We start from the raw sequence: 24,675 nt of genomic DNA on the forward strand, positions 1-24,675 counted from the left end.
ATCAGCGTCTCCTCCGTAAACAAAAGGAGAACATCCATGTTGCGTCGTCTCGCCGACCAGTTCGAAATCTCATCCTCTGTTCACGTCGCTGCCAACAACATCGAGCGCGATGCCGACTGGTTCCTGCTGAAACTGCAGGAGGAAATGGGTGAACTGACCCAGGCATGGAACCGGCTGACTGGCCGCGGCCGTGCGAAAGGCCGCTCTCCTGAAGACATGCAGCGCGACCTGGCCGACGAGACCGCCGACGTTCTCGGCCATCTTCTGCTGTTTTCCCGCCACAACGATCTCGATCTTGCCGCCGCGATCGAACGCAAGTGGCTGTTTCGGCCGGGCAACACGTTTTAAGAGGGATCGTCTATCTTCGGAAAATCCGGCTGCGCCTCCGGCCTTGCCGACCGGAAGGCTTCAAGCGTCACGCAGCGCTGTTCGACCGCAAGCAGCAGCGGATAGGGCGAAAGATCATGGCCGAGACGGCGGGCATTGCTCATCTGCGGAATGAGATGCAGGTCGGCCCAGCCCGGACGATCGCCGAAACAGAAGGGCGACGAGACCTTGCGCTGTCTGAGCGTCTCTTCGAGCGCGGTAAAGCCGAGGCCCAGCCAGCGCGCGAGCCACCGTTTCACCTCGGCTTCGCCAGCGCTGAGTTCATCGCGCAGGAAATGCCGGACGCGCTGAACTGTCAGAGCGTGCATTTCCGCAGCGATATGGGCGGCAAAACCTCTCGCCTCGGCGCGCAGTGCGGGATCCTCGGGCAGGAGGCTCGGGTCGGGATAGGCCTCCTCGATATAGGAGAGGATCGCTGACGACTGCGGCACGACACGGCCGTCGCCGATATCGAGTGCCGGCAGCAGCCCCTGCGGATTGAGTCTGTGATACTCTCCGGGCTCAAGCGAACTCACCGGAACGTAACGATAGGAAATGCCCTTGAGGTTGAGGGCGATCCGCACCCGTTCACCCGCCGAATTCTGCCATCGCGAGATCAGCAGCATCATTACCGTCCCAAAGCTGGAGTCAGCCGACCTTATATCGGTAGAATTTGCTGTCCACCGCCATCAGCGGAAAGGAGCGGGGCAGAGCGCTCTTGGCAATCTCGCTAAAGCCGTTCTTCTCGTAAAAACGATGCGCGGCGACGAACTTGTCCGTCGTGCCGAGGAAGATATCGGTGATGCCGGCATCCCTGGCGTGAGCGATCAGGCGATCGAGGAGCAGCGCCGCCACGCCGTGTTCGCGGCCGCGAACCTCGGCTGAGACGAACATCTTGCGCAGCGCCGCCTGGTTGTTGCCGATATCCTTCAGCCCGACCGTGCCGACGATGGCGCCGTCCTTGACGGCGACCCAGAACTGCCCTTTGCCGGACTGGTAGAAATCCGGGATGACCCTGAGATCCGGCTGCGCATCCGCGGTGATGTCGATGCCGAATTCCTCGCGCTGGATCGGCAGGATCACCGAAAGCACGGCATCGGCGTCATCTGATGTGAAGGTTCTGATTTCGATGTCCGCCATCTGAGAATCCTTTCGCCTCAGGTCTGCGTGCCGCCGACCGTCACCTGATCCATGCGCAGATGCGGCTGGCCGACGCCGACGGGAACCCATTGGCCGGCCTTGCCGCAATTGCCGATACCGGTATCGAGCTTCATGTCGTTGCCGATCATCGACACCCGTTTCATTGCATCCGGTCCGTTGCCGATCAGCATGGCGCCCTTGATCGGCGCGCCGACCTTGCCGTTCTCGATCAGATAGGCCTCGGTGCAGCCGAAGACGAACTTGCCGGAGGTGATATCCACCTGGCCGCCGCCGAAGGAGACGGCATAGATGCCCTTCTTCACCGAGGCGATGATCTCCTCGGGCGTCTTGTCGCCACTGAGCATATAGGTGTTGGTCATGCGCGGCATCGGCACATGCGCATAGCCCTGGCGGCGGCCGTTGCCGGTGGGCGCCATACCCATCAGCCGGGCATTCTGCCGATCCTGCATGTAGCCGACGAGCTTGCCGTTTTCGATCAGCACGTTGTAGGCCGACGGCGTGCCCTCGTCGTCGATGGTGATCGAGCCGCGGCGGTTGTCGATCGTGCCGTCGTCGACGACGGTGACGCCGGGCGCGGCGACCATCTGGCCGAGAAGGCCTGAAAAGGCCGACGTCTTCTTGCGGTTGAAATCGCCTTCCAGCCCGTGACCGACCGCCTCGTGCAGCATGACGCCCGGCCAGCCGGAGCCGAGCACAACGTCCATCGTGCCCGCCGGCGCATCGATCGCCTCGAGATTGACGAGCGCCTGGCGCAGCGCCTCGTCGGCGCCATATTGCCAGCTGCCCTCGGCGATGAAGTCACCGAAGCCGATGCGCCCGCCATGGCCGTAGGAGCCGCTCTCCTGCCGCTCGCCTTCGCCGACCATCACCGAAATGTTGATGCGCGTCATCGGCCTGATGTCGCGCACGCGGTGCCCGTCAGCGCGCAGGATATCGACGACCTGCCAGCTGGCGGCGACCGAGGCCGTCACCTGCCGCACCTTATCGTCCTTGCCCCTGAGATAGGCGTCGATGTCCTGCAGGACCTTGACCTTTTCCTCGAAGCTCGGCTGGCCGATCGGGTTCTCGTCGCTGTAGAATTTCTTGTTGGTGCCCTGGGGTGCGGCGGCATAGGAGCCGGAATAGCCGCGCGTCACCGCGCCGACCGCATCGGCCGCCCGCTTCAGCGCTGCCACCGACAGATCGCCGGCATGCGCGTAACCCACAGCTTCGCCGGCAACGGCGCGCAGGCCGAAACCCTGTTCGGTGTTGAAGCTGCCGCCCTTCAGCCGGCCATTGTCGAAGGTCAGCGCTTCCGCCTGCGCATGCTCAATGAACAGTTCGCCGTCATCGGCGCCGGACAGCGCCTCGGCCACATGCTTGCGCATCGTCGCTTCATCGGCATCGAAAAGCGTCAGGAGATCGGTGGTCATGTCTTGTGCTCCGCTGAAGAGCAGGAGTGCTCATAGCCGATGTAGGTCTGTTGGATAGTCCGAGCAAGCCCCGGCCTCAGGGCAGGGCGTCGAAGCCTTCGGCGAAGCCCTTGAGGTCGACCGGGATGCCGATGCCTTCTTCCGGGGTCTGGAAGACGATGAAGGTTGCCTGGGCGCCGCTGCGGAAGGTCTTGAGCAGTTCGTCCTCGAGCACGACCTCGGCATAACAGCCATCGGCGAAGCAGCGGACGAAATAGGCGCGGCCGATATCCTTGCCGTCGACATTGAGCCCGAGGCCGTTCGGCAGCAGCACGCCGAGCGGCGCGAGCACGCGGAGAATCTTCGACTTGCGGTCGGCCGTCTTCAAGACGACGACGGAAAGCCCGACTTCTGGACGATCCTCGGCGATAACATTCTGCATCAGCGCGCATTGTTCGGTCGCAGCCCCGGCCGGCTTGTCGCAGACGACAGACCATGCGCCGTGATTGGACTTCACCGTGCCCGGCGCCTGCGGCTGCGTCTGGCCGGGCGTCACCTGTTCGATATTCGGCTTGGCGGCATTCGGCTGTTGCGGCGCGGGGGCAGGGGCCGGCGCGGCAGCGGGCGGCTTGGCCTGTGACGGCGTGGGTTGCTGTGCGAAAACGGGCGTCGTCGCTGCGGCCGCGATGCTGGCAGTCACGAGAAGCGACTGCACGAGGGAACGGAAACCCATGGAAACCTCTGGATATCGAATCATTGCGGCTATTGTTGAAGCTGCCCACCAAAAATGAAAAGCCCCACCCCGTGAAAACCGGGGGACTGCGGCGGAAATTGGACCTTTCCGAAATAATGTGCGGCGCGCGGATTGGCCGGAAAGCCGATTTTTCATATGCTGATGAAAAACTTGGGATGTTTTGCCGTTCAGGGCTGCCTACACTTTGAGCAAAAATGCCGCATAGACAATTGCTCTGACCTGTTGCGGCAAATGCCAAACTGTGGTTTGAAGCGCTGAAGATGGCAAGGATTCTGCGTTCTATTTTGCAGGTCAAGCGCTCGAGGGAGATAATAAGGTGATGAAGAAGGCTTATGCAGCCCTGACCACGCTGGTCTGTCTGCTTTTTGCTTCCGGCACATATGCCGACCAGCCAACGCCGTGGCAGGCAACGCTGCAGCCGGCGGCAACGCCGATCATGCGGGAAATCCACTGGTTCGAACAATATACCCTGTGGTTTATCGTTCCGATCACGCTCTTCGTTCTGGTCCTGCTCATCGTCGTCTGCGTCAAGTTCCGCGCCAGCGCGAACCCGGTTCCCTCGAAGACGAGCCACAATACGCTGATCGAGGTTGCCTGGACCGTGGGGCCGGTCCTGGTGCTGCTCCTTCTCGCCATTCCTTCGTTCAACCTGCTGACGGCGCAGCTGACGCTGCCTGAAAATCCCGACGTCACCATCAAGGCGACCGCCACCCAGTGGCAGTGGAACTATGAATATGAAGGCTCGGGCGAAAGCCCGCTCGCTTTCGATTCCTACCTCCTGAAGGATCAGGACCGCGCGAGCGCCGGCAAGGAAGACAAGTCGATCTATCCCAGGCTTCTCGCCGTCGATAACGAGCTGGTCCTGCCGGTCAACAAGACGGTCCGCGTTCTCGTGACCTCGGCGCCGACCGACGTCATCCACGCTTTCGCCATGCCGTCCTTCGGCGTCAAGATCGATGCCGTGCCGGGCCGTCTGAACGAGACCTGGTTCAGGGCCGAGCGCGAAGGCCTGTTCTATGGCCAGTGTTCCGAGCTCTGCGGCAAGGACCATGCGTTCATGCCGATCGCCATCCGCGTCGTCTCCGAGGACAAGTATAAGCAGTGGCTGACCACGGCCGCCAGCGACCTGCCCGGCGCCTACAAGACACTCATGGCCGCAACCGATGGTCCCGCAAAGACCCTCGACGTTGCCGAAGCACAGTAATTAAAGGGGATCGGGACAATGGCTGGACCTTCCGCTCACGACGATCATTCTCATGATCACGCCCATCACGACCACGCGCATGACGATCACGATCACCACGATCACGGGCACAAGCCGAGCTTTGCCAATCGCTGGCTGTTCTCGACCAACCACAAGGACATCGGCACGCTCTACCTGATCTTCGCGATCATTGCCGGCATCATCGGCGGCGCGCTGTCGGTTGCCATGCGCATGGAGCTGCAGGAGCCGGGCATCCAGATCTTCCACGGCCTGGCCTCGATGGTCTACGGCTATGAAGGCGATGCCGCGATCGATGGCGCCAAGCAGATGTTCAACATGTTCACCACAGCGCACGCGCTGATCATGATCTTCTTCATGGTCATGCCGGCGATGATCGGCGGCTTCGCCAACTGGATGGTGCCGATCATGATCGGCGCGCCCGACATGGCCTTCCCGCGCCTGAACAACATCTCCTTCTGGCTGATCGTTCCCGCCTTCGCGCTGCTGCTGCTGTCGATGTTCGTCGAAGGCCCGGCAGGCGCCTATGGCACGGGTGGTGGCTGGACGATGTATCCGCCGCTGGCGACAAGCGGCACGCCGGGACCGGCGGTCGACCTTGCGATCTTTGCGCTCCACATTGCCGGCGCCTCGTCGATCCTCGGTGCGATCAACTTCATCACCACGATCCTCAACATGCGCGCTCCGGGCATGACGCTGCACAAGATGCCGCTGTTTGCCTGGTCCGTGCTGATCACCGCCTTCCTGCTCTTGCTGTCGCTGCCGGTTCTGGCAGGCGGCATCACCATGCTGCTCACCGACCGCAACTTCGGCACCTCCTTCTTCTCTCCGGAAGGCGGCGGCGACCCGATCCTTTACCAGCACCTGTTCTGGTTCTTCGGTCACCCCGAGGTCTACATCCTCATCCTGCCGGGCTTCGGCATGATCAGCCACATCATCTCGACCTTCTCGAAGAAGCCGATCTTCGGCTATCTCGGCATGGCCTACGCCATGGTCGCGATCGGCGCCGTCGGCTTCGTCGTCTGGGCCCACCACATGTACACGGTCGGCCTGTCGCTCGACGCGCAGCGCTACTTCGTCTTCGCCACGATGGTCATCGCCGTTCCGACGGGCGTGAAGATCTTCTCCTGGATCGCGACGATGTGGGGCGGCTCGATCTCGTTCCGCACGCCGATGCTCTGGGCGATCGGCTTCATCTTCCTGTTCACGGTCGGCGGCGTCACCGGCGTCCAGCTCGCCAATGCCGGTCTCGACCGCTCGCTGCATGACACCTATTACGTCGTGGCTCACTTCCACTACGTTCTGTCGCTCGGCGCCGTCTTCGCGATCTTCGCCGGCTGGTACTACTGGTTCCCGAAGATGACCGGCTACATGTACAACGAGTTCGTCGGCAAGCTGCATTTCTGGATCATGTTCATCGGCGTCAACCTGGTGTTCTTCCCGCAGCACTTCCTCGGCCTCGCCGGCATGCCGCGCCGCTACATCGACTATCCGGATGCCTTTGCCGGCTGGAACTATGTGTCCTCCATCGGCTCCTACATCTCGGCCTTCGGTGTGCTGATCTTCCTCTACGGCGTCTTCGAAGCCTTCGCCAAGAAGCGCGTCGCCGGCGACAATCCGTGGGGTGAGGGTGCGACGACGCTCGAATGGCAGCTGCCTTCGCCGCCGCCCTATCACCAGTGGGAACAGCTTCCGCGCATCAAGTAATTTGCGCGGACATCAGGACGCCGCATTCGATACGGCGTCCTGATCTTGAGACATGCAGGACGGAATGATGACGGTCATCGACAATCACGGGGCGCTTGCAAAGGACGGCGAATTGTCGGAAGCGAGTGCGCGCGATTATTTCGAATTGTTGAAGCCACGGGTGATGTCGCTCGTGGTCTTCACTGCCTTTGCCGGTCTCGTGCTGGCGCCGGGCCATATCCATCCCGTCCTCGGCCTGATCGCCATTCTCTGTATCGCCGTCGGCGCCGGCGCCTCCGGGGCGCTGAACATGTGGTATGACGCCGATATCGACGCCGTCATGAGCCGCACCGCCAACCGTCCGATCCCGGCCGGCCGCATCGCGCCGTCGGAGGCGCTCGCCTTCGGCCTGGTGCTCTCGGGCTTTTCGGTGGTGATCCTCGGCCTGGCCGTCAACTGGCTCTCGGCCGGCATCCTCGCCTTCACCATCTTCTTCTACGCCGTCATCTACACCATGTGGCTGAAGCGCTCGACGCCGCAGAACATCGTCATCGGCGGCGCCGCCGGCGCCTTCCCGCCGATGATCGGCTGGGCCTGCGTGACCAACAGCGTGACGATCGAGAGCACCGTGCTGTTCATGATCATCTTCCTGTGGACGCCGGCGCATTTCTGGGCGCTTGCCCTCTTCAAGATGCGCGATTACGAGGCCGTCGGCGTGCCGATGCTGCCGAATGTCGCCGGCGAGCGGGTGACCAAGCATCAGATCGTCGCCTATGCGGTGCTGACCGCCATCTGCGCAGTCTTGCCGACCGTCCTCGGTTTCGCGAGCCTCGGCTACGGCTTCGTCGCTGCGGTGCTCGGCGCGATCTTCATATACTGTTCCATCGCCGTCTGGCGCATGCCCGACGGCGATCTGAAGATGATCCCGGCGAAGAAGCTCTTCGGCTTCTCGATCTTCTATCTCTTCGCCGTGTTCTCCGCCTTGATGATCGACCGGCTGGCTTCGGTGCTGGTCTCGCATGCGGGAGGTTGGTTCTGATGGAAATGGTCAAGCTGACGGAAGCGCAGCGCAAGTCGCGCCGCAACCGCAACGTCGCCCTCGGGCTGGTGCTTGCCGGCCTCGTCATTCTCTTCTACGCGATCACCATCGTGAAGATCGGCGGGGGAATGGCGGGATGAGCGAAAACGCCGGTACACCGAAGAAGCAGGGCCGCAACAACGGCGCCGTCGTGATGATGTGCCTGAGCTTCGTCTTCGGCATGGGGGCGATGAGCTATGCCGCCGTACCGCTCTACCGCATCTTCTGCCAGGTGACCGGTTATAACGGCACGACCCAGCGCGTCGACCAGGTGTCGAGCGTCGTGCTCGACCGCACCATGCGCGTCACCTTCGACGCCAATGTCGCGCCCGGCCTGCAGTGGGACTTCAAACCGGTCGAGCGTGAGGTCAATCCGAAGATCGGCGAGACCATTCAGGTGAATTTCACCGCCGAGAATCGCTCGAACGAAACACAGCGCGGCCAGGCGGTGTTCAACGTCACCCCGGGCGAGGCGGGCGTCTATTTCAACAAGGTGCAATGTTTCTGCTTTACGGAAACGGACCTGAAGCCGGGCGAGAAGCTCGACATGCCGGTGGTGTTCTACATCGATCCTGACATCGTCAAGGCGGTGGAATCCAAGAACATCCATACGGTGACGCTGTCATATACGTTCTACCCGAAAGAGGGTCCGAAGCCGCTGGCTTCGAATGAGGGTGGAGCGGAGAAGATTGAAAAGAAACTTTGATCAAGGCTCGTTTCCGGCTATGCCGGGAGCGGAGTGAAGGAAGACATCCGGGGATAGCTACATGGCCGATGCTCATCAGAAGAATCACGACTATCACATCATCGATCCGAGCCCGTGGCCGATTCTCGCCTCGCTCGGCGCCTTCATCATGGCGATCGGCGGCGTCTGCTACATGCGCTACCTGAACGGCGGTTCGTTCAAGGTCGCCGGCGCGGAGCTTGCCAATCCCTGGCTTTTCTATATCGGCTTCGCTCTGGTCATCTATGTCATGTACGGCTGGTGGGCCGATACGGTGAAGGAAGCCCATGAGGGCGCCCACACCCGCGTCGTCTCGCTGCACCTGCGCTACGGCATGATCATGTTCATCGCTTCGGAAGTGATGTTCTTCGTTGCCTGGTTCTGGGCCTATTTCGACGCCAGCCTCTATCCGAACGAAGCGATCCAGGCCTCGCGCCTGCTTTACACCGGTGGCGTCTGGCCGCCGAAGGGCATCGAGGTCCTCGATCCCTGGCACCTGCCGATCTACAACACGGTCATTCTGCTGCTCTCGGGCACGACGGTCACCTGGGCGCACCATGCGCTGCTGCACAACGACCGCAAGGGCCTGGTCCAGGGCCTGACGCTGACGGTGCTGCTTGGTATCTTCTTCTCCAGCGTCCAGGCTTACGAATATGCCCACGCGCCCTTCGACTTCAAGAATTCGATCTACGGCGCGACCTTCTTCATGGCGACCGGCTTTCATGGTTTCCACGTTCTGGTCGGCACGATCTTCTTGGCTGTCTGCCTGATCCGCGCGCTGCGCGGCGACTTCACCCCGCAGCAGCATTTCGGCTTCGAGGCAGCCGCCTGGTACTGGCACTTCGTCGACGTCGTCTGGCTGTTCCTGTTCTTCTGCATCTACGTCTGGGGCGGCTGGGGCGCACCGGTCGCCGGCTGATCGGAACGATATTTGAGAAAGGGCGGGCCTGGTGCCCGCCTTTTTTGTTGGTGGGTGTCGGTTTACTCGACCTCGGTCACGACTGTTCGCGCCAATGGCGGCCCCTCATCCTAACCCTCTCCCCGTTCTGACGGGGAGAGGGGACGTGCCCCGCGAGAGGGCCTGTGGGAACGGAGAGGGTGCGGCGTATCCCCTTCGCCCCGTTTACGGGGAGAAGGCGCCGGCAGCCGGATGAGGGGCCGCCGCCGGCAATCTCTGCGACCGAGGTAAGGGCTCCGCGCCCGCTCACCATCGCCTCAGCGCGCCCCGGCGATCCGTTCGAAGGCCGAAGGTTCGGGAATGCCGAGATCCAGCTGATGGCGGATCGCCTCGGCGCATTCGAGCGGTGTCAGCACTGACGTATCGACCTCCATATCGTAGATGCCGGGCCGATGCACCTCGTCCTGCCAGCGTTGCACCGGTTCTGGAATGGGCACTTCCTCCGTGGCCCTGAGATAAAGCGTCTCGCGCCCTTCCTGGGCAGTTTCGCGCCGCTGCATGATTGTCTCGATCGGACAGCGCACGCCGACGAACAGCACGGGAAAATCCTCCAGTCGCCGGGCGCAATCGGCAAGAATGCCGAGCGGCTTGGTATAGCTGTCATGGTGGCCGAGATCGGCGATGACATTGAGGCCGAACCCGGCATGGATGGCGATCGACTCGTAAAGGGCGGCATAGAGGAACGGCACCAGCTCTTCGAGGTCCGGCCGTTCGCCGCCCGGCCTGAGGCCGATGCCCGGGAGGTAGCGCTTCGGTGTCATGGCATTGTAGCTGTCAACGCCGAGGTTGATCCACGGCCCGTCGAAATGTTCCTGGACTGCGCGCGCAATGCTGGATTTTCCGCTGCGCGGCGCGCCGTTCAGGATGATGATCTGTGCGGAGTGGCTATCGTTAGTCATCAGTCTTCTTCTGTTTGGCGCGAATCGCTGAGGCGAAAAAGCGCAGGCATTTCCCTTCGTCCTGCGAATAATTTATGGGAGAGTTAAGGCAGCGTCGAAAAAGCCGCGGCCGCAAGGGTACGCAAAGGAATGGCATGAACGAGGACAGCGCCCATTTTCCCCCCGTCGATCCGGTAAAAACCGGCATCAAGGGCTGCTGCCCGCGCTGCGGCGAGGGCAAGCTGTTTGATGGCCTGTTGGCCCTGAAGCCGCGCTGCGCCGCCTGCGGCCTCGATTATTCCTTCGCCGATTCCGGTGACGGCCCGGCCGTCTTCGTCATCCTCATCGTCGGCTTCATCATCATCGGCATGGTGCTGTGGCTGCAGGTGAATTACGGACCGCCGATCTGGGTGCATATCATGCTCTTTGCTCCGCTGACGATCGTCCTGTCGCTCATGACACTGCGCTGGTTCAAGGGCATCCTGATCGCCATGCAATACCGTCATAATGCCCGCGAAGGACGCCTGAGTGATTGATATCGACCATGCCGCCCCGCGCCGCCGGCTGCCTGTGGCAACCGGCATCCTGGTGCTGATCGCGCTTGCCATCCTGATTTCGCTCGGCACCTGGCAGGTGGAACGCCTCCACTGGAAGGAGGGCCTGCTTGCCGATATCGCCGAACGGCAGGTCGCAGCACCCGTGCCGCTGGCCGATATCGAGGCGATGGCGGCTGCAAGTGGCGATATCGAATACCGCAAGGTCACCGCCACCGGTCGCTATGTCAACAACAAGGAGCGGCACTTCTTCGCCACCTGGCGCGGCCAGACCGGCTATTACATCTATACCCCGCTGGAGCTTGCCGACGGGCGCGCGCTCTTCGTCAATCGCGGCTTCGTTCCCTTCGAGAACAAGGAGCCGGAGATGCGCATGCAGGGCCAGCTGACGGACCAGCAGACCGTCACCGGCCTGGCGCGCCAAAAGCTTCCCGGCAAACCGTCCTGGGTGGTGCCCGACAACGACGTCGCCAAGAACATCTTCTACTGGAAGGATCTCGACGTCATGGCGGAGAGCGTCGGGCTGGACAAGGCCCGCGTCATTCCCTTTTTCGTCGATGCCGATTCCACCCCGAATCCGGCCGGCCTGCCGATCGGCGGCGTCACCCAGGTCGACCTGCCGAACGACCATCTGCAATATGCCTTCACCTGGTACGGGCTTGCCGCCGTGCTCATCATCGTGGTGGCGATTTCCTGGTTCCGCAAGGGGAGCAAGGCACCCCCGCAATAGTATTGCTTCAATTCCTGGCCATATTGGGCTAGAGGTCCCTTATTCCCATGCGGGACGGAATTCTTGACGGAACAGACATGAATATTGCGGCGAAACCTCCTTTGACGATCAGGCTCTGCGGCCCGCGCGGCTTCTGCGCCGGCGTCGACCGCGCCATCCAGATCGTCGTGCTGGCGCTGAAATCCTATGGCGCGCCGGTCTATGTGCGTCACGAGATCGTCCACAATCGTTATGTGGTCGAAGGGCTGGAGGCCAAGGGCGCCGTCTTCGTCGAGGAACTGGACGAAATCCCGGCCGAACATCGCGCCCAGCCGGTGGTCTTCTCCGCCCATGGCGTGCCGAAATCCGTGCCCGAGGATGCGACAAGCCGCAACCTCTTCTATCTCGACGCCACCTGCCCGCTGGTCTCCAAGGTCCACAAGCAGGCGATGCGCCACAATCGCCTCGGCCGCCATGTCGTCCTGATCGGCCATGCCGGCCATCCCGAGGTGATCGGCACGATGGGGCAACTGCCGGAGGGCTCGGTGTCGCTGATCGAGACGATCGAGGATGCCGACGCCTATACGCCTGCCGATCCCGACAATCTCGGCTATGTCACCCAGACGACGCTGTCGGTCGACGATACGGCCGGCGTCATCACCCGCCTGCATGAGCGCTTCCCGAACCTGACGGCGCCGGCGGCCGATTCGATCTGTTATGCGACGACCAACCGCCAGGAAGTGGTGAAGCAGGCGGCCCCCGGCTGCGATCTCTTCATCATCGTCGGCGCCCCGAATTCGTCCAATTCCAAACGCCTCGTCGAAGTGGCGCTCAGGGCAGGGGCGAAGAAATCGATCCTCGTGCAGCGCGCCGCCGAGCTCGACTGGGATGAGATCGGCGCGATCTCGACGCTCGGCCTTTCCGCCGGCGCCTCCGCCCCGGAGGTCATCGTCAACGAGATCATCGAGGCCTTCCGCGCCCGCTTCGACGCCCGTGTCGAACTTGCCGAGACGGTGCAGGAAAACGAACATTTCCTCGTCAACCGCGAACTGCGCAGCATCGAGCTGACGACGGCCGACATGGCCTTCGTCAACGGCTAGATCGAGCCTTATCGCAGCCCGGCCAGTCGGTCGGGCAATCCAATATCAACAATGCAAAGACGAGACCTCACTTGGCAGTCTATACCGATATCGCCGAAGACGATCTGAAATGGTTCCTGACGGAATATGACGCAGGCACGCTGCTATCCTACAAGGGCATCGCCGAAGGCGTCGAAAACTCCAACTTCCTGCTTCACACTTCCAAGGACCCGCTGATCCTGACGCTCTATGAAAAGCGCGTGGAAAAGACTGACCTGCCTTTCTTCCTCGGCCTGATGCAGCATCTCTCCGCCCGCGGTCTGTCCTGCCCACTGCCGCTGCCGCGCCGCGACGGCGCGCTGCTCGGCTCGCTGTCCGGCCGTCCGGCGGCGCTGATCTCCTTCCTCGAAGGCATGTGGCTGAGAAAACCGGAGGCCAAGCACTGCCGCGAGGTCGGCCGGGCGCTGGCCGAAATGCACGTGGCGGGCGACGGTTTCGAGCTGAAGCGGGCGAATGCGCTGTCGATCGACGGCTGGCGCGGGCTCTGGGAGAAATCCGAGGCGCGCGCCGACGAGGTCGAGCCCGGCCTGCAGACCGAGATCCGCAGCGAACTCGACTTTCTCTCCGCACACTGGCCGCAGAGCCTGCCTGCCGGCGTCATCCATGCCGACCTCTTTCCCGATAACGTCTTCTTCCTCGGCGATGAGCTCTCCGGCCTGATCGATTTCTATTTCGCCTGCAACGACCTGCTCGCCTATGACGTCTCGATCTGCCTGAATGCCTGGTGCTTCGAGAAGGATGGCGCCTATAACATCACCAAGGGCACGGCGATGCTTGCGGGCTACCAGAGCGTCCGGCCGCTGAGCGAGGCCGAGACAGCTGCCTTGCCGGTGCTGTCGCGCGGCTCGGCGCTGCGCTTCTTCCTGACCAGGCTCTATGACTGGCTGACGACGCCCGAAGGCGCCATGGTCACCAAGAAGGACCCGCTCGAATATCTCCGCAAGCTGCGCTTCCACCGCCAGATCAAGTCGCCGGCCGAATACGGATTGAGCCTATGAAACACGTCGATATCTTCACCGACGGCGCATGCTCCGGCAATCCCGGCCCCGGCGGCTGGGGCGCGGTGCTGCGTTATGGCGATGTCGAAAAGGAGCTTTGCGGCGGCGAGGCGGATACGACCAACAACCGCATGGAGCTGCTGGCGGCAATTTCGGCGCTATCGGCCTTGAAGACGCCTTGCGAGGTCGATCTCTATACCGACAGCGCCTATGTCAAGGACGGCATCTCCAAGTGGATTTTCGGCTGGAAGAAAAACGGCTGGAAGACCGCGGACAAGAAGCCGGTGAAGAATGCCGAGCTCTGGCAGGCGCTTGAGGAAGCCCGCAGCCGCCACAAGGTGACGCTGCACTGGGTCAAGGGCCACGCCGGCCACCCCGAAAACGAACGCGCCGACGAACTCGCCCGCCGCGGCATGGAGCCGTTCAAGAAGGGCAAGGCGGTTTCGTTTTAGGGGTGTAGCCTCACGCATGCGGCCGGAAAAGCCCGCATGCGTGAATTGCCTTCCGCCCACCCCACCCTCCGTCATCCTCGGCCTTGAGCCGAGGATGACGGAGGGTGGGGGCCTGTTTCAGCCAAACTCTCGGTCGGCGGGATAGCAGATCGGGTTCCATCGGGCGGACACTTACCTGACGGCGAGGATATCGCTGCACCTCACGGCAGCGATGCGACGGCTTTTCCAGCTCCTCTCGCCGCCTGCTGCTACTGCGCCGCCCCCGCGCCCTGGATCAGCCGGTGCAGATATTCAAGCTTGGCCACGACAGGTGAAGACAGCACGAAGGGGTAGGAGTCCGGCTGGCCCATGCTGCGCTGGATGGCGTTGATCGCCAGGCTGAGCGGCACCCAGGCGCTGACCAGCTGTTCGGCGCTTCTGGCCCGGTAGGGGATGAAATCCACCTCGCCTGATATCTCCTCATGGCCGCGCGGATCGATCGCGATGCCGAAGGCGCGGGCCGTTTCCAGCGTATCGACGATATGGAGGTAATGGGCGAAGCATTCGGCGAAATCTTCCCAGGGGTGCGACGCCGCATAGGCGCTGATGAAATTGTCCTGCCATCCCAGGGGGGCGCCGCCGGCATAATGGCTCTGTAGGGCTGCGGCATAATCCTGCCGTTCGTCGCCGAAGACGGCGCGGAAATCGGCAAGGCGGCCGCGATCGCGCACCAGCTTGTTCCAGATGAAATGGCCGGCCTCATGGCGGAAATGGCCGAGCAGGGTGCGATAGGGTTCGTTCATCGAGCTGCGCGCCTGTTCGCGCGTCGCATCGTCGGCCTCCGCGGCGCGGATGGTGATCAGGCCTTCCTCGTGGCCGGTCATAGCAGGCACGACATAGCCGTTGCTCTCGATCGAATCCTCGAGGAAATCGAAGACCAGGCCGCCCTGCGGGTCTTGCGCCCGATCGGGATGCGGTAGCCTCCAGCGCAAGAGCGAATAAAACAGATGGCGCTGCGCCTGGCTGATGCGCCGCCAGCGGTCGATGCCGTCCTGGGTGTCGGTGTTCGGCACCAGCCGGTTATGGCGGCAGGCCACGCAGAATTCGCTGTTCCCATCGCCGTCCACCAGCCAGTTGCAGATGTCGAGGCCGGCATTGGCGCAGAAGCGGACCTCACGCTCGGGATCGGAAACGAGCTGCCAGAGGATCTCGTCGCGCGGCTCCAGCGCATGCATGGCGAGATCGCCGGGCAGGAAGCCGAGGCGATGATTGCAGCGCACGCAGTGACGATTGTCGAAGTGGACGACCTGATCGCAATTGTCGCAGGCAAAGAGCTTCATCGTGTCTATCTCTGCAAAGCATTGGGGTGGGGGATTAAAAATGCCTGCCGCGCGAGGGCGCAGCAGGCATGGTGATAAAGGATGAGCGTCTGGCTCAGAGCCGGTCGACGGCGCCCTTGAGCTTGTCCTTGACCTTGCCGGTTGCGACCTGGCCCTTGCCCTTGGCTTCCTGGACGGCGCCCTTGGCCTGCATTTCGCGATCGTCCGTGGCCTTGCCGACCGCCTGCTTGGTCTTGCCGGCAATTTCGTTTGCCTTACCGGAAATCTTGTCGCTGGTGCTACCCATATGTGATGTCTCCTTGGTCGGCATGGGCCTCTTGCCCATGCTTGCCGAAATGAAACGTCACTTGCGGCTATTCGTTCCCACTGGCGCGAACCAGCTATTTTCTCAGGCGGGCTGTTTCCCGAGCCTGCTGCTTCTCAGGCCAACTGCTTCTCAGGCCAAGTGCTTTTCAGGCCAAGTGCTTTTCAGGCATGCCCTGCTTCGGCCGAAAGCATGGCGGCGGTCACGCCCATGCCGGCGAGCGCCCGCTCGTATTTGTCGTCGAGACTGCGGTCGAAGATCAGTTCCTCATTGGCCGGGCAGGTGAGCCAGCCATTGTTGACGACTTCGCTCTCCAGCTGGCCGGCTGCCCAGGAGGAATAGCCGAGCAGCATCGTCGCCCGCGTCGGCCCGTTGCCCTTGGAGATGGCGCGCACGATGTCGAGCGTCGCCGTCAGGCAGATATCGTCGCTGACCGGGATCGAGGAGTCGCTGGCATAATCGTCCGAATGCAGCACAAAGCCGCGGCCGCTCTCCACCGGGCCGCCGGTCTGGATCGGGAAGTCGCGGGCGCGCTTCGGCAGCACGATCGAATCTTCCTGCTTGATCATGTCGAGATGCTGCAGCACATCGGTGAAGGTGAGGCTCTGAGGACGGTTGATGACGAAGCCCATGGCGCCGGCATCCGAATGCGCGCAGATGTAAATCACGGTGCGCGCAAAATTGCGGTCTTCCATGCCGGGCATGGCGATGAGGAACTGGCCATCGAAGAAGCCACGTTCCCGTCTGTTCTTCAGCGTCGATAAGGACATCGTTCCTCCTGCTGCCAGACCGCACCAAGGCCTCGACAAGAGAAACATGGGCCAATGTCACACATCAATCAACTGAAAATGAAGATTTAAATCGCCGCGACTTCTGGCGGTCAAACACCGCTTTCGGTAAACCTTTGTTCCATGATGATTATTTCCTCAGTCCCGCGCGGTTTTTTGATTGCGGTCGTTTCGGCGGTCGCAGCACTTGTGCCGTTTTCTTCGGTTCATGCGGAAATGAGCGGCTGGGCGGAGAACGAAGGCGGCCGCATGCGCCTGGTGGCGCTTGCGCCCGATGCCGGCGGCAAAATCCGCGCAGCGCTTCAGATCGAGCCGAAACCCGGCTGGATCACCTATTGGAAAGAGCCCGGCGGCAACGGCATTCCGCCCCAGCTCACCATCGCGGCGGAAAGCGGCGTCACGCTCGATGCCATCGCCTATCCCGTTCCGAAACATTTTTTCAACGGCGCGATCGAGGATATTGCCTATGATGCGCCGGTGACGCTGCCGCTTTCGCTGAGTGCGGCCGGTAAAGGCCCGGTCGAGATCGATGCCAGTGCCTTCATCGGCATCTGCAAGGATATCTGCATTCCCTTCCAGGCGAATTTTCAGCTGAAGCTCGGCCCGGCCATGCAGTCGCGTCCGCAGGAGGAGGCGATCCTCCAGGCCGCCGATGCGAGCCTGCCGAAGCCGCCATCGGCGGATTTCGACGTGACCGCGCATGCGATGTCGCCGGACAGGAAGACGCTGTCGCTGACGCTGGTTTTGCTGAGTGAGGGGCCGGACGAAGGGAAAGCCGCCCCCGATATCATCGTCACCGGCCCGAGCGGCTATGCCTTCACCAAGCAGATCGGCGGCAAGCGCGACGGCGCCACTTTCAAGGTCGATGTATCCATCGGCAAGCTGCCGAAGGATTACGACATATCGGGCAAGCGCTGGGGCGTGCTGGTGATCGACGGCGCAAGGGCGATGGAGACGACTCTTGCCTTTGAATGACTGGTCTTGCCTTTGAATGACCGGGTCTTATAGTCGCCGCAGAACCCCCGCGGCGCCCGCCGCCGCCAAGGCAGAACCCCAAAGCCACAACTCAAGGAGAAGACCATGACCATCGCGATCGGCGACAAGCTTCCTGCCGCCACCTTCAAGGAAAAGACGGCCGACGGCCCGGTCGAAATCACCACCGATCAGCTCTTCGCCGGCAAGCGCGTCGTGCTCTTTGCCGTGCCGGGCGCCTTTACGCCCACCTGCTCGCTGAACCACCTGCCGGGTTATCTCGAAAACCGCGACACCATCCTCGGCAAGGGCGTCGATGACATCGCGGTTGTCGCCGTCAACGACTGGCACGTGATGGGCGCCTGGGCGCAATCATCAGGCGGTATGGGCAAAATCCATTTCCTCGCCGATTGGGATGCCGGCTTCACCAAGGCCGTCGGCCTCGACGCCGACCTCTCCGCCGGCGGCCTCGGCCTCCGCTCCAAGCGTTATTCGATGCTGGTCGAGGACGGCGTGGTGAAAGCCCTCAACGTCGAGGAAAGCCCCGGCCAGGCAACCGTCTCGGGCGCTGCCGCGATGCTGGAACAGCTGTAAGCGTTTGAACAAGATCTGCCCCTCACCCTCTCCCCGTAAAAACGGGGCGAGGGGACGTGCCCTGCAACAGCGAGGTGGGAACCGAGAGGTTGCGGCTATCCCCCCTTCGCCCCGCCTGCGGGGAGAGGTGGCGGCAGCCGGATGACGGGCACGCGCCGATGGCAGGTTTGGAGAAACGCGCCTCCCGGAGCGTCGCATCCTTAAGCATCATGACAGATGAAGGCGGCCGTTCGGTCGCCCTTTTCGACTATACGAGCGTCACCGGCTTCCGCCGAGCCGTCAGACGAGCGACGAGCCCGCAAAAACCCAGCACCACCAAGGGCGGAACTGCATGCGCATATTCGCCGTGGAACAGAACGGTCGCCGCAGCCGCCAGCATCACGGCACTCCCGAGCAGGGAACCGTAGAGGCGCAATGGTTTGACGATGAGCATGACCGCTGCGGTGAATTCGCAGACGGCGGTGAGGTAATGGAAGCTCTCCGGATAGCCCCACCGGGCGTAGTCCGCGGCAATGTCGGGGCTGACGAAAGTGTTGCCATAGGCGCCGATGAAGAAGAAGGCTGCAAGCAGCCAGGCAATGACGTTTGCCAGAGATAGGTTGACGAGAGACATCGGCGCGATCTCAACGCGGTGCTTGCAGAGCGAGAATGCGGCTCGCCAGGCGCCAGCCTTCCGGCGTCCGCCGCAGCCGGTCGGTATAGGTCACGCTCGCCACCGCCCCATTCGACAACAGGCCAAGCCCCTTCGAGACGGCGGCGATTTCGTCGCCCGCGCCTTCCTGAACATACACATTCGTCGTGTGATGGGCTTTCGCATGACCGTCCTGGCTGGCCATATGGCAGATCGCTGCAATGCCCGTGACCGGCGCAAAGCCGAAAACGCTCGAGTCGAAATATGCATCCTCGGTGAAGACTTCACCGAACCTGTCCCACGCATGGTTGTCGACGAGGTGTGCCCAGAGCGAGAGGATTTGGTTGATCTCGGCGATGTCATCCGTCGTTGGTTTCATGTCTCGTGATCCTTGAAAGGGGATGGGTGCGAATTCGCTATCGCGGCGAAAAGGCGGATGCCCCGTCCTCGGGACGCCACATCCGCCGTGTCGGCTGAACGGTGCTGCGCATGCCGGGCCGTCAAGCGCCCGGCCGCGGGCCGTCACCAGTTGATCGGGCCATTGGTGTTGAAAAACTGGCCGGTCGGTCCGGCGTCATCCAGCAAAGCATATTTGACCGGGGCCCGAACGCCATCTTCGATCGTGATGTAGCCGCCGCCTCTGTTCAATTCGGTCATGACATAGCCGGGGCAGACGGCGTTCACCTTGATCGGCGTATCTTTCAGCTCAAGGGCAAGCTGCACGGTCAGCATGTTGACCGCCGCCTTGGAGGCGGCATAACCAAGCCATTTGACATCGGGGGAGGGATTGTTTGCATCGCCCGTCCACCAGAGCGAACCCACGCTGCTGGAAAGGTTGACGATGCGCCCACTGGCCGCCTTGCGGATCAGCGGCAACAGTTTCTGGGTCACGATCACCATTCCGATGAAATTGACCTCATAGGATTCACGCAGGGTTTCGACGGAGGCGACGCTGGGGAAATCGTCGGTGTCGAGCAGCAGGATGCCCGCATTGTTGATCAGGATGTCGAGCCTGCCGAACCGCTCGCCGATCGACGATGCGGCGGCGTCGATCGTATCAGGCCGATGGAGATCGATTTCGATCGCCTCGACCGCCAAGCCCTCCGCCCGCAATGTTTCGGCCTTTGCCCGCCCGGCGGCAAGATCGCGTGCGCCGAGAAGGACGAACACGCCTTCCCGGCCAAGCTGGCGAACCGTTTCAAAACCAAGGCCGCGGGTCGCGCCGGTGACGAGCGCAATCTTTTGATCTGTGGGCATTTTTTCTCCCAAGCAGGCGCGCTCGCAAGGCGAGGCTGTTTGCAATGACGTTGCTCAGCAACGCATCGTGAATTTGCATGGGAAATTATGTCTGTCAACGACAAATGTCACTAAGTGACATTTTATTCGAAGTGAACGACACCGGCGGCGCGATCGAAGAGATCGGTAAGAGACATGGCCGCTCCGCCATCCACCCAACTGTTTATCGATGCCCGAATGAGCGCGAAAACTGTTCCCGCGATCGTATAGGCGACAACATCCGGCAGCGGAGACCGTCTGTCCGGCGAGGCGAGAATATGGGCGATTTCGTCGATCAGTTCGGCGATCATCTGCTCCTTTCGCGCAGAAATGCTCCTGTTGGAACGAATTGCCGTCTCGATGGCGAGAAAGAAACGCGACTTTTCGTCGAACGCCGCAAGCATCGCCCGCGCGGCAGCAAGCAGTGCGACAACCGGCGGCTCCGAGGCGAGCCGCTCCGTCAGTTCCGCACGGATGATCGTCATGCCATCCTGCACCCAGCTGACGATCACATCCTCCTTTGTCGGGAAGTAGCGAAGCAGGGTGCGGGGCGACACGCTGACGGCGGCAGCGATATCGGCAATGGTCGTTTCCTCGAACCCTCGCTTGTGGATCAGCTCCAACCCGGCCTCGAGCAGCTGCGCGCGCGTGCGATCCTTCTTATCTTCCCGAAGTCCCAAAATTGTCTCCACGCTGACATGCGGCGGGCTTCTTTTGACACATCATGCCATTTGTCGTCCAGCGACAGAAATTTTGGGTGGAGGGTGCCGCCACATCAGCCCCGTCCTTCGGGGTCCCTGCGGGCATCTCAGGATGAGGCCGGAGAGAGGGCGCGTCCTGGAATGGCTCGGCGGCCGTTTGTCGCGCTTTACAATTGTGTGAGCAACTGCGCGCTCCCCGCCTCAATCTCGCCGCAATCGTTATAACATAACAGTAATGTTATTACATTGTAGGATGCGCCATGCCCCCGAGCCCCGACCGCCCCTCCGTCAGCCTGCTGGGACAGTCGGCATTTTCTAGGGTCATCGGCATCACGCTGGTCCTTGCCGTGCTCTGGCTGGCGATCCACTGGGCGGTTCTGCTGCCATGACGCCGCTGATCCGTCTGGAGAATCTGACCGTCGCCTACAACAGGCACCCCGCCGTCCACCACGTCTCCGGCGCCTTCGCCTCCGGCAGCCTGACGGCGATCGCCGGGCCGAACGGGGCGGGCAAGTCGACGTTGCTGAAGGCGATCATGGGTGAGCTTCGCCCGGCCGAGGGCAGGGTCGAGCATCGGTTGGGGTGGGCGGAATTCGGTTATCTCCCGCAGGCGGCCGAGATCGACCGGCGCTTTCCGATCTCGGTGATCGACACCGTCATGCTCGGCGCCTGGAAGAAGGTGGGAGCCTTTGGCCGCATCGCGCCCGGCGAGATGAAAAGGGCAGGCGAGGCGCTCGCCGCCGTTGGCCTCGAAGGTTTCGGCCGGCGCCATGTCGGGTCGCTCTCGGCCGGCCAGTTCCAGCGCGTGCTCTTTGCCCGCCTGCTGCTGCAGGATGCCGGCATCATCCTGCTCGACGAGCCGTTTACTGCAATCGATGCCCGCACCACCAGGGACCTCGTCGAGATCGTCACCCGCTGGCATGGCGAGGGCCGCACGGTGATCGCCGTGTTGCACGATTTCGAACTCGTCCGCACGCATTTCCCGCAAACCCTGCTGCTCGCCCGCGAGCTGGTCGGCTGGGGTCCGACCGCTGAGGTCATGTCATCGGCCAATCTGTTGAAGGCGCGCGCCATGGCCGAGCGCTGGGATGAGGATGCCGCTGCCTGCGACCCTGAACAGGCGCCGGCGGCATGACGGCTTACGATCTCTTCCTCGCGCCCTTCGCCGATTTCGGCTTCATGCGCCGCGCCCTCGTCGCCTGCCTCTGCCTCGGGCTCGGCTCCGGCCCGATCGGCGTCTTCCTGATGCTCAGGCGCATGAGCCTGATGGGCGACGCGATGAGCCATGCCGTGCTGCCGGGAGCGGCGATCGGTTACCTCGTCGCCGGCTCCTTGTCGCTGACGGCGATGGGCCTCGGCGGCCTGATCGCCGGCCTGTCGGTGGCGCTGCTGTCCGGCGCCGTCAGCCGGATGACCGTGCTGCAGGAGGATGCGAGCTTTGCCAGCTTCTATCTCGCGTCGCTGGCGCTCGGCGTGCTGATCGTCTCGCTGCGCGGCTCGAATATCGATCTGCTGCATGTGCTCTTCGGCACCATCCTGGCGATCGATGCCTCCGCCCTTTATCTGATCGGCGCGATCACCTCGCTGACCCTCGTCATCCTCGCCTTCATCTACCGGCCGCTGGTGGCCGAATGCTTCGATCCGGGATTTCTGCGCGCCGTCGGCGGGCGCGGGCCGGTCTATCATGTGCTCTTCCTGCTGCTCGTCGTGCTGAACCTCGTCGCCAGCTTCCAGGCGCTCGGCACGCTGATGGCGGTCGGCCTGATGATGCTGCCGGCAGCGATCGCCCAGCTCTGGTCGCGCAGCCTGGCGGTGATGATGGCGATTGCGGCCGGAAGTGCCGCCGCCTCCGGCTATCTCGGCCTGATCGCCTCCTACCATCTCGAACTCGCCTCCGGCCCGACGATCATCATGACGGCGGCGATCCTCTACGGCTTTTCGATTTTTTTCGCGCCCTCCGGCCTGGCCCGGCGCTTCTTTCCCCGCCCGCATTTGAAGGGCTGATCCCAAGGAGACTTCGATGAATCCGAAAAGACTGCTTCTCTCCGCAGCAATCCCCGTTTTGATGGCGCTGTCGGCCATGCCCGCCTCCGCCGAAACGCTGAAGGTTGTGGCGTCCTTCACCGTGCTTGCCGACGTCGTCAAACAGGTCGGCGGCGAGCATGTGAAGGTGACGAGCCTCGTCGAGCCGAACGGCGATCCCCATGAATTCGAGCCGTCGCCGGCTGACGCCAAGAATTTGAACGCGGCTCAAGTGACCTTCGTCAGCGGCGAGGGGCTGGAGGGGTGGATGGATCGGCTGATCACCGCCTCGGGCTACAAGGGCAAACCGGTCACCGTCTCCGAAGGCATCGACACCCGTACTATGGAAGAGGACGGCGAGAAGATCACCGATCCGCATGTCTGGAACAGCCCCGTCAACGTCAAGATCTGGGTCGCCAATATCGAAAAGGCGCTGTCGGCGGCCGATCCGGCCGATGCGAGCGCCTTCAAGGCCAATGCCGAGAACTACACCAAGAAGCTTGACGCGCTGAACGCCTATGCCCATGCGAAATTCGACAAGGTCGCCGACGACCGCCGCAAGGTGCTGACCAGCCATGATGCCTTCGGCTATTTCGGCCGCGAATATAATATCAGCTTCCTCGCCCCGCTCGGTCTGTCCACGGAGAGCGAGGCCTCTGCCGCCGACGTCGCCAAGCTGATCGAGCAGATCAAGAGCGAGCGGGTGAAGGCCTATTTCTTCGAGAATTCCAACGATCCGCGCCTGGTCAAGCAGGTCGCCAAGGCAACCGGCGCCGAGCCCGGCGGCGAGCTCTATGTCGAATCGCTCTCTGACGCCAAGGGACCGGCGCCGACCTATGAGAAGATGTTCAAATACAATGTCGACCAGCTCGCCGCCGCCATGGCGAAATCGAGCTGATCAGTTGAGGGACTGCGGGGTTTGACCCCGCAGTCTTCACTGATTGAGGTCGAAGACCAGGATGCCGGCAAGGCCTCCGTCCGTCGACGAGACGATGCGCTCGCCCACAGCCACATGTTCGGGATGGATGAGATAGGCGTCGCGGGCTTCGGCGCTTTCGAAGGTCACCGCAAAACCGTCGACGAAGCCGCCATGCAGCCCCTCGGGCGAAACGTTCGGCCCGTATTTGATATCCAATATGCCGGGAATGACCTGTTTCAGGGCAACGATCGCGTCGAACAGCGATTGTTTGTCGTCGGCCGTCATCGCCGTCTTCAGCCGCAGGAATACGCAGTGCAGGATCATCATGGTCCTCCCGATTTTCTTTGGCTGGAGAATAGCGGCGAAAACCGGGAGAGCAATGAGATTTATTTTCACGCAGGCGTTGCGCTGCGGGCCGGGCTCCGGGCAGACTACATCTGGTCGGTCTTGACCAGGGGCCGCTTGTAGATCTGCTGGACCAGATCGCTCGCCAGCGCCCGGGCTTCGTCCTTCTGGGCCGCCGTCATCGGCCGGCAGGTGTTCCTGGTATTTGAACTGTCGAGCACGGTCGTCGAACCGGAATTGGCGATGACCAGATGCCAGCTGCAGGAGGCGACCTTGTCGATGGCGACAGCACCATGGCAACCGGTGGACAGGCAGAAGGCAACGGTGACCTGCGCCCCGTGGTCGCCTTTATAGGCCAGCTCGACGGCTTTCTTGATATCCGTGACCCATCGCTGGCATTGCGCCTGTTTTGCCCCCGGCTCGCAGCTCTTGGTGACGGGAGTGATGTCGCCGGCCTGAAGCGGCGATACGCAAAAAACACCCATCGAGAGGGCGAGCAGAAACTTGAGCATGGGATTTTCCTTGTGCAAGCATTGAGAGGCGCACATCGCAGGCCATTGGTCAATGGCCGTTTACGGGAGGGAAGGGGCGCGACTGACAGCTTTCAGCCAACACCATCCTGTAATCGAACGCTCTCGTCTGCTGCTGGACGATGATTGGGACGGCGCTTTCCGGAAAGGCCTCGGCTTGCTGCTCGATCGCATTGCTGGGAGACAATGAATATTCGTCATTCCC

32 protein-coding genes and 1 pseudogene are annotated in these 24,675 nt (G+C 62.2%); 19 read left to right on the forward strand and 14 right to left on the reverse strand.

From position 1 onward, the window contains the following. Positions 1 to 36: 36 nt before the first annotated feature. Complete coding sequence (locus NE851_RS14985) at positions 37 to 348, forward strand: nucleoside triphosphate pyrophosphohydrolase family protein (RefSeq protein ID WP_028756245.1); 312 nt, start codon at positions 37 to 39, stop codon at positions 346 to 348. Here NE851_RS14985 and maiA read toward each other — a convergent pair. The 4 genes from maiA to NE851_RS15005 all read right to left on the reverse strand — a co-directional run bounded on the left by maiA (position 345) and on the right by NE851_RS15005 (position 3,675). After that, positions 345 to 992, reverse strand: coding sequence for a maleylacetoacetate isomerase (gene maiA / locus NE851_RS14990; RefSeq protein WP_028756246.1), 648 nt, complete (start codon positions 990 to 992; stop codon positions 345 to 347). The two genes, NE851_RS14985 and maiA, sit on opposite strands and share 4 nt — an antisense overlap. 22 nt (positions 993 to 1,014) lie before the next feature. Beyond that, positions 1,015 to 1,506 carry a GNAT family N-acetyltransferase gene (locus NE851_RS14995; protein ID WP_028756247.1) on the reverse strand — a complete coding sequence of 164 codons (492 nt, stop codon included), beginning with the start codon at positions 1,504 to 1,506 and terminating at the stop codon, positions 1,015 to 1,017. Between the two features lie 17 nt (positions 1,507 to 1,523). Next, on the reverse strand, positions 1,524 to 2,939 hold the full coding sequence (tldD, locus tag NE851_RS15000) for a metalloprotease TldD (RefSeq protein WP_028756248.1): 1,416 nt from the start codon (positions 2,937 to 2,939) through the stop codon (positions 1,524 to 1,526). Between the two features lie 76 nt (positions 2,940 to 3,015). Further along, positions 3,016 to 3,675 carry an invasion associated locus B family protein gene (locus tag NE851_RS15005; protein ID WP_028756249.1) on the reverse strand — a complete coding sequence of 220 codons (660 nt, stop codon included), beginning with the start codon at positions 3,673 to 3,675 and terminating at the stop codon, positions 3,016 to 3,018. A 316-nt stretch (positions 3,676 to 3,991) separates the two neighbouring features. On the opposite strand from NE851_RS15005, the gene coxB reads away from it, so the two are divergent. The 6 genes from coxB (at position 3,992) to NE851_RS15035 (ending at position 9,301) form a co-directional block, all read left to right on the forward strand. Then, positions 3,992 to 4,876 carry a cytochrome c oxidase subunit II gene (gene coxB / locus NE851_RS15010; RefSeq protein ID WP_029867860.1) on the forward strand — a complete coding sequence of 295 codons (885 nt, stop codon included), beginning with the start codon at positions 3,992 to 3,994 and terminating at the stop codon, positions 4,874 to 4,876. A gap of 18 nt (positions 4,877 to 4,894) precedes the next feature. Beyond that, positions 4,895 to 6,601, forward strand: coding sequence for a cytochrome c oxidase subunit I (gene ctaD, locus NE851_RS15015; RefSeq protein ID WP_028755767.1), 1,707 nt, complete (start codon positions 4,895 to 4,897; stop codon positions 6,599 to 6,601). Positions 6,602 to 6,668: 67 nt separating this feature from the next. Beyond that, complete coding sequence (locus tag NE851_RS15020) at positions 6,669 to 7,619, forward strand: heme o synthase (protein WP_028755766.1); 951 nt, start codon at positions 6,669 to 6,671, stop codon at positions 7,617 to 7,619. After that, the gene (locus tag NE851_RS15025) at positions 7,619 to 7,759 is read left to right on the forward strand and encodes a cytochrome c oxidase system small membrane protein (protein WP_028755765.1); all 141 of its coding nucleotides are present in this window, start codon (positions 7,619 to 7,621) and stop codon (positions 7,757 to 7,759) included. The genes NE851_RS15020 and NE851_RS15025 overlap by 1 nt, the downstream gene beginning before the upstream one ends. Then, complete coding sequence (locus tag NE851_RS15030) at positions 7,756 to 8,364, forward strand: cytochrome c oxidase assembly protein (RefSeq protein ID WP_028755764.1); 609 nt, start codon at positions 7,756 to 7,758, stop codon at positions 8,362 to 8,364. Before NE851_RS15025 ends, NE851_RS15030 begins: the two co-directional genes overlap by 4 nt. A gap of 61 nt (positions 8,365 to 8,425) precedes the next feature. Continuing rightward, positions 8,426 to 9,301, forward strand: coding sequence for a cytochrome c oxidase subunit 3 (locus tag NE851_RS15035; RefSeq protein ID WP_254961277.1), 876 nt, complete (start codon positions 8,426 to 8,428; stop codon positions 9,299 to 9,301). Positions 9,302 to 9,597: 296 nt separating this feature from the next. Here NE851_RS15035 and NE851_RS15040 read toward each other — a convergent pair whose 3' ends face one another. Beyond that, entirely contained in the window at positions 9,598 to 10,239 is a 642-nt protein-coding gene (locus NE851_RS15040; protein WP_028755762.1) for a chloramphenicol phosphotransferase CPT family protein, read from the reverse strand. A gap of 134 nt (positions 10,240 to 10,373) precedes the next feature. On the opposite strand from NE851_RS15040, the gene NE851_RS15045 reads away from it, so the two are divergent. From NE851_RS15045 to rnhA, 5 genes are all read left to right on the forward strand, one after another. Further along, entirely contained in the window at positions 10,374 to 10,754 is a 381-nt protein-coding gene (locus tag NE851_RS15045) for a DUF983 domain-containing protein (protein WP_028755761.1), read from the forward strand. After that, positions 10,747 to 11,502 (forward strand): SURF1 family protein, encoded by a 756-nt coding sequence (locus NE851_RS15050; protein WP_028755760.1) that lies wholly within the window; start codon positions 10,747 to 10,749, stop codon positions 11,500 to 11,502. Before NE851_RS15045 ends, NE851_RS15050 begins: the two co-directional genes overlap by 8 nt. Before the next feature lie 77 nt (positions 11,503 to 11,579). Next, positions 11,580 to 12,581, forward strand: a complete 1,002-nt coding sequence (gene ispH, locus NE851_RS15055; protein WP_028755759.1) for a 4-hydroxy-3-methylbut-2-enyl diphosphate reductase — start codon at positions 11,580 to 11,582, stop codon at positions 12,579 to 12,581. Positions 12,582 to 12,652: 71 nt separating this feature from the next. Beyond that, the gene (locus tag NE851_RS15060; RefSeq protein WP_028755758.1) at positions 12,653 to 13,618 is read left to right on the forward strand and encodes a homoserine kinase; all 966 of its coding nucleotides are present in this window, start codon (positions 12,653 to 12,655) and stop codon (positions 13,616 to 13,618) included. Continuing rightward, on the forward strand, positions 13,615 to 14,070 hold the full coding sequence (gene rnhA / locus NE851_RS15065) for a ribonuclease HI (protein WP_028755757.1): 456 nt from the start codon (positions 13,615 to 13,617) through the stop codon (positions 14,068 to 14,070). Before NE851_RS15060 ends, rnhA begins: the two co-directional genes overlap by 4 nt. A gap of 248 nt (positions 14,071 to 14,318) precedes the next feature. Here the strand turns inward: rnhA and NE851_RS15070 are convergent, their stop codons facing one another. From NE851_RS15070 to NE851_RS15080, 3 genes are all read right to left on the reverse strand, one after another. Further along, the gene (locus NE851_RS15070; RefSeq protein WP_254961282.1) at positions 14,319 to 15,389 is read right to left on the reverse strand and encodes a zinc-binding metallopeptidase family protein; all 1,071 of its coding nucleotides are present in this window, start codon (positions 15,387 to 15,389) and stop codon (positions 14,319 to 14,321) included. Positions 15,390 to 15,483: 94 nt separating this feature from the next. Next, positions 15,484 to 15,675, reverse strand: a complete 192-nt coding sequence (locus NE851_RS15075) for a CsbD family protein (protein WP_003546001.1) — start codon at positions 15,673 to 15,675, stop codon at positions 15,484 to 15,486. A gap of 182 nt (positions 15,676 to 15,857) precedes the next feature. Continuing rightward, positions 15,858 to 16,463 carry a YqgE/AlgH family protein gene (locus NE851_RS15080; protein ID WP_028755755.1) on the reverse strand — a complete coding sequence of 202 codons (606 nt, stop codon included), beginning with the start codon at positions 16,461 to 16,463 and terminating at the stop codon, positions 15,858 to 15,860. Between the two features lie 141 nt (positions 16,464 to 16,604). Between NE851_RS15080 and NE851_RS15085 the strand changes: the two genes are divergently transcribed. After that, positions 16,605 to 17,456, forward strand: a complete 852-nt coding sequence (locus tag NE851_RS15085; RefSeq protein WP_254961305.1) for a protein-disulfide reductase DsbD domain-containing protein — start codon at positions 16,605 to 16,607, stop codon at positions 17,454 to 17,456. A 105-nt stretch (positions 17,457 to 17,561) separates the two neighbouring features. Next, on the forward strand, positions 17,562 to 18,047 hold the full coding sequence (locus NE851_RS15090; protein ID WP_011650769.1) for a peroxiredoxin: 486 nt from the start codon (positions 17,562 to 17,564) through the stop codon (positions 18,045 to 18,047). A gap of 247 nt (positions 18,048 to 18,294) precedes the next feature. On the opposite strand, the gene NE851_RS15095 is transcribed toward NE851_RS15090, so the two are convergent. The 4 genes from NE851_RS15095 to NE851_RS15110 form a co-directional block, all read right to left on the reverse strand. Next, positions 18,295 to 18,660, reverse strand: coding sequence for a DoxX family protein (locus NE851_RS15095; protein ID WP_254961307.1), 366 nt, complete (start codon positions 18,658 to 18,660; stop codon positions 18,295 to 18,297). A 10-nt stretch (positions 18,661 to 18,670) separates the two neighbouring features. After that, on the reverse strand, positions 18,671 to 19,057 hold the full coding sequence (locus NE851_RS15100) for a nuclear transport factor 2 family protein (protein WP_254961309.1): 387 nt from the start codon (positions 19,055 to 19,057) through the stop codon (positions 18,671 to 18,673). Between the two features lie 143 nt (positions 19,058 to 19,200). After that, the gene (locus NE851_RS15105) at positions 19,201 to 19,935 is read right to left on the reverse strand and encodes an SDR family oxidoreductase (protein ID WP_254961310.1); all 735 of its coding nucleotides are present in this window, start codon (positions 19,933 to 19,935) and stop codon (positions 19,201 to 19,203) included. Between the two features lie 122 nt (positions 19,936 to 20,057). Then, positions 20,058 to 20,633, reverse strand: a complete 576-nt coding sequence (locus NE851_RS15110; protein WP_254961311.1) for a TetR/AcrR family transcriptional regulator — start codon at positions 20,631 to 20,633, stop codon at positions 20,058 to 20,060. Positions 20,634 to 20,914: 281 nt separating this feature from the next. Between NE851_RS15110 and NE851_RS15115 the strand changes: the two genes are divergently transcribed. The 4 genes from NE851_RS15115 to NE851_RS15130 are packed head-to-tail and all read left to right on the forward strand — an operon-like array spanning position 20,915 to position 23,574. Beyond that, positions 20,915 to 21,043 (forward strand): hypothetical protein, encoded by a 129-nt coding sequence (locus NE851_RS15115; protein ID WP_254961312.1) that lies wholly within the window; start codon positions 20,915 to 20,917, stop codon positions 21,041 to 21,043. Then, positions 21,040 to 21,789 (forward strand): metal ABC transporter ATP-binding protein, encoded by a 750-nt coding sequence (locus NE851_RS15120; RefSeq protein ID WP_254961313.1) that lies wholly within the window; start codon positions 21,040 to 21,042, stop codon positions 21,787 to 21,789. The genes NE851_RS15115 and NE851_RS15120 overlap by 4 nt, the downstream gene beginning before the upstream one ends. Next, positions 21,786 to 22,658 carry a metal ABC transporter permease gene (locus NE851_RS15125; protein WP_047613966.1) on the forward strand — a complete coding sequence of 291 codons (873 nt, stop codon included), beginning with the start codon at positions 21,786 to 21,788 and terminating at the stop codon, positions 22,656 to 22,658. The genes NE851_RS15120 and NE851_RS15125 overlap by 4 nt, the downstream gene beginning before the upstream one ends. A 16-nt stretch (positions 22,659 to 22,674) precedes the next feature. Beyond that, on the forward strand, positions 22,675 to 23,574 hold the full coding sequence (locus NE851_RS15130) for a metal ABC transporter solute-binding protein, Zn/Mn family (RefSeq protein ID WP_254961314.1): 900 nt from the start codon (positions 22,675 to 22,677) through the stop codon (positions 23,572 to 23,574). A 36-nt stretch (positions 23,575 to 23,610) separates the two neighbouring features. On the opposite strand, the gene NE851_RS15135 is transcribed toward NE851_RS15130, so the two are convergent. Next, positions 23,611 to 23,919 carry a Dabb family protein gene (locus NE851_RS15135; protein WP_028755746.1) on the reverse strand — a complete coding sequence of 103 codons (309 nt, stop codon included), beginning with the start codon at positions 23,917 to 23,919 and terminating at the stop codon, positions 23,611 to 23,613. A 107-nt stretch (positions 23,920 to 24,026) separates the two neighbouring features. After that, complete coding sequence (locus tag NE851_RS15140; RefSeq protein ID WP_254961316.1) at positions 24,027 to 24,452, reverse strand: hypothetical protein; 426 nt, start codon at positions 24,450 to 24,452, stop codon at positions 24,027 to 24,029. A gap of 79 nt (positions 24,453 to 24,531) precedes the next feature. Between NE851_RS15140 and NE851_RS15145 the strand changes: the two are divergent. Then, positions 24,532 to 24,660, forward strand: a pseudogene (locus tag NE851_RS15145) (TetR family transcriptional regulator); the annotation flags it as partial. Positions 24,661 to 24,675 lie beyond the last annotated feature (15 nt).

It is taken from the genome of Rhizobium anhuiense bv. trifolii, from assembly GCF_024346605.1.
GTDB lineage: Bacteria > Pseudomonadota > Alphaproteobacteria > Rhizobiales > Rhizobiaceae > Rhizobium > Rhizobium anhuiense.

What these genes read in the sequence shown, in the direction of transcription:
- NE851_RS14985 (WP_028756245.1), top strand. Translation starts at nt 37, where the DNA reads ATGTTGCGTCGTCTCGCCGACCAGTTCGAAATCTCATCCTCTGTTCAC.
- maiA (WP_028756246.1), bottom strand. Translation starts at nt 992, where the DNA reads ATGCTGCTGATCTCGCGATGGCAGAATTCGGCGGGTGAACGGGTGCGG.
- NE851_RS14995 (WP_028756247.1), bottom strand. Translation starts at nt 1,506, where the DNA reads ATGGCGGACATCGAAATCAGAACCTTCACATCAGATGACGCCGATGCC.
- tldD (WP_028756248.1), bottom strand. Translation starts at nt 2,939, where the DNA reads ATGACCACCGATCTCCTGACGCTTTTCGATGCCGATGAAGCGACGATG.
- NE851_RS15005 (WP_028756249.1), bottom strand. Translation starts at nt 3,675, where the DNA reads ATGATTCGATATCCAGAGGTTTCCATGGGTTTCCGTTCCCTCGTGCAG.
- coxB (WP_029867860.1), top strand. Translation starts at nt 3,992, where the DNA reads ATGAAGAAGGCTTATGCAGCCCTGACCACGCTGGTCTGTCTGCTTTTT.
- ctaD (WP_028755767.1), top strand. Translation starts at nt 4,895, where the DNA reads ATGGCTGGACCTTCCGCTCACGACGATCATTCTCATGATCACGCCCAT.
- NE851_RS15020 (WP_028755766.1), top strand. Translation starts at nt 6,669, where the DNA reads ATGACGGTCATCGACAATCACGGGGCGCTTGCAAAGGACGGCGAATTG.
- NE851_RS15025 (WP_028755765.1), top strand. Translation starts at nt 7,619, where the DNA reads ATGGAAATGGTCAAGCTGACGGAAGCGCAGCGCAAGTCGCGCCGCAAC.
- NE851_RS15030 (WP_028755764.1), top strand. Translation starts at nt 7,756, where the DNA reads ATGAGCGAAAACGCCGGTACACCGAAGAAGCAGGGCCGCAACAACGGC.
- NE851_RS15035 (WP_254961277.1), top strand. Translation starts at nt 8,426, where the DNA reads ATGGCCGATGCTCATCAGAAGAATCACGACTATCACATCATCGATCCG.
- NE851_RS15040 (WP_028755762.1), bottom strand. Translation starts at nt 10,239, where the DNA reads ATGACTAACGATAGCCACTCCGCACAGATCATCATCCTGAACGGCGCG.
- NE851_RS15045 (WP_028755761.1), top strand. Translation starts at nt 10,374, where the DNA reads ATGAACGAGGACAGCGCCCATTTTCCCCCCGTCGATCCGGTAAAAACC.
- ispH (WP_028755759.1), top strand. Translation starts at nt 11,580, where the DNA reads ATGAATATTGCGGCGAAACCTCCTTTGACGATCAGGCTCTGCGGCCCG.
- rnhA (WP_028755757.1), top strand. Translation starts at nt 13,615, where the DNA reads ATGAAACACGTCGATATCTTCACCGACGGCGCATGCTCCGGCAATCCC.
- NE851_RS15070 (WP_254961282.1), bottom strand. Translation starts at nt 15,389, where the DNA reads ATGAAGCTCTTTGCCTGCGACAATTGCGATCAGGTCGTCCACTTCGAC.
- NE851_RS15075 (WP_003546001.1), bottom strand. Translation starts at nt 15,675, where the DNA reads ATGGGTAGCACCAGCGACAAGATTTCCGGTAAGGCAAACGAAATTGCC.
- NE851_RS15080 (WP_028755755.1), bottom strand. Translation starts at nt 16,463, where the DNA reads ATGTCCTTATCGACGCTGAAGAACAGACGGGAACGTGGCTTCTTCGAT.
- NE851_RS15085 (WP_254961305.1), top strand. Translation starts at nt 16,605, where the DNA reads ATGATGATTATTTCCTCAGTCCCGCGCGGTTTTTTGATTGCGGTCGTT.
- NE851_RS15090 (WP_011650769.1), top strand. Translation starts at nt 17,562, where the DNA reads ATGACCATCGCGATCGGCGACAAGCTTCCTGCCGCCACCTTCAAGGAA.
- NE851_RS15095 (WP_254961307.1), bottom strand. Translation starts at nt 18,660, where the DNA reads ATGTCTCTCGTCAACCTATCTCTGGCAAACGTCATTGCCTGGCTGCTT.
- NE851_RS15100 (WP_254961309.1), bottom strand. Translation starts at nt 19,057, where the DNA reads ATGAAACCAACGACGGATGACATCGCCGAGATCAACCAAATCCTCTCG.
- NE851_RS15105 (WP_254961310.1), bottom strand. Translation starts at nt 19,935, where the DNA reads ATGCCCACAGATCAAAAGATTGCGCTCGTCACCGGCGCGACCCGCGGC.
- NE851_RS15115 (WP_254961312.1), top strand. Translation starts at nt 20,915, where the DNA reads ATGCCCCCGAGCCCCGACCGCCCCTCCGTCAGCCTGCTGGGACAGTCG.
- NE851_RS15120 (WP_254961313.1), top strand. Translation starts at nt 21,040, where the DNA reads ATGACGCCGCTGATCCGTCTGGAGAATCTGACCGTCGCCTACAACAGG.
- NE851_RS15125 (WP_047613966.1), top strand. Translation starts at nt 21,786, where the DNA reads ATGACGGCTTACGATCTCTTCCTCGCGCCCTTCGCCGATTTCGGCTTC.
- NE851_RS15130 (WP_254961314.1), top strand. Translation starts at nt 22,675, where the DNA reads ATGAATCCGAAAAGACTGCTTCTCTCCGCAGCAATCCCCGTTTTGATG.
- NE851_RS15135 (WP_028755746.1), bottom strand. Translation starts at nt 23,919, where the DNA reads ATGATCCTGCACTGCGTATTCCTGCGGCTGAAGACGGCGATGACGGCC.
- NE851_RS15140 (WP_254961316.1), bottom strand. Translation starts at nt 24,452, where the DNA reads ATGCTCAAGTTTCTGCTCGCCCTCTCGATGGGTGTTTTTTGCGTATCG.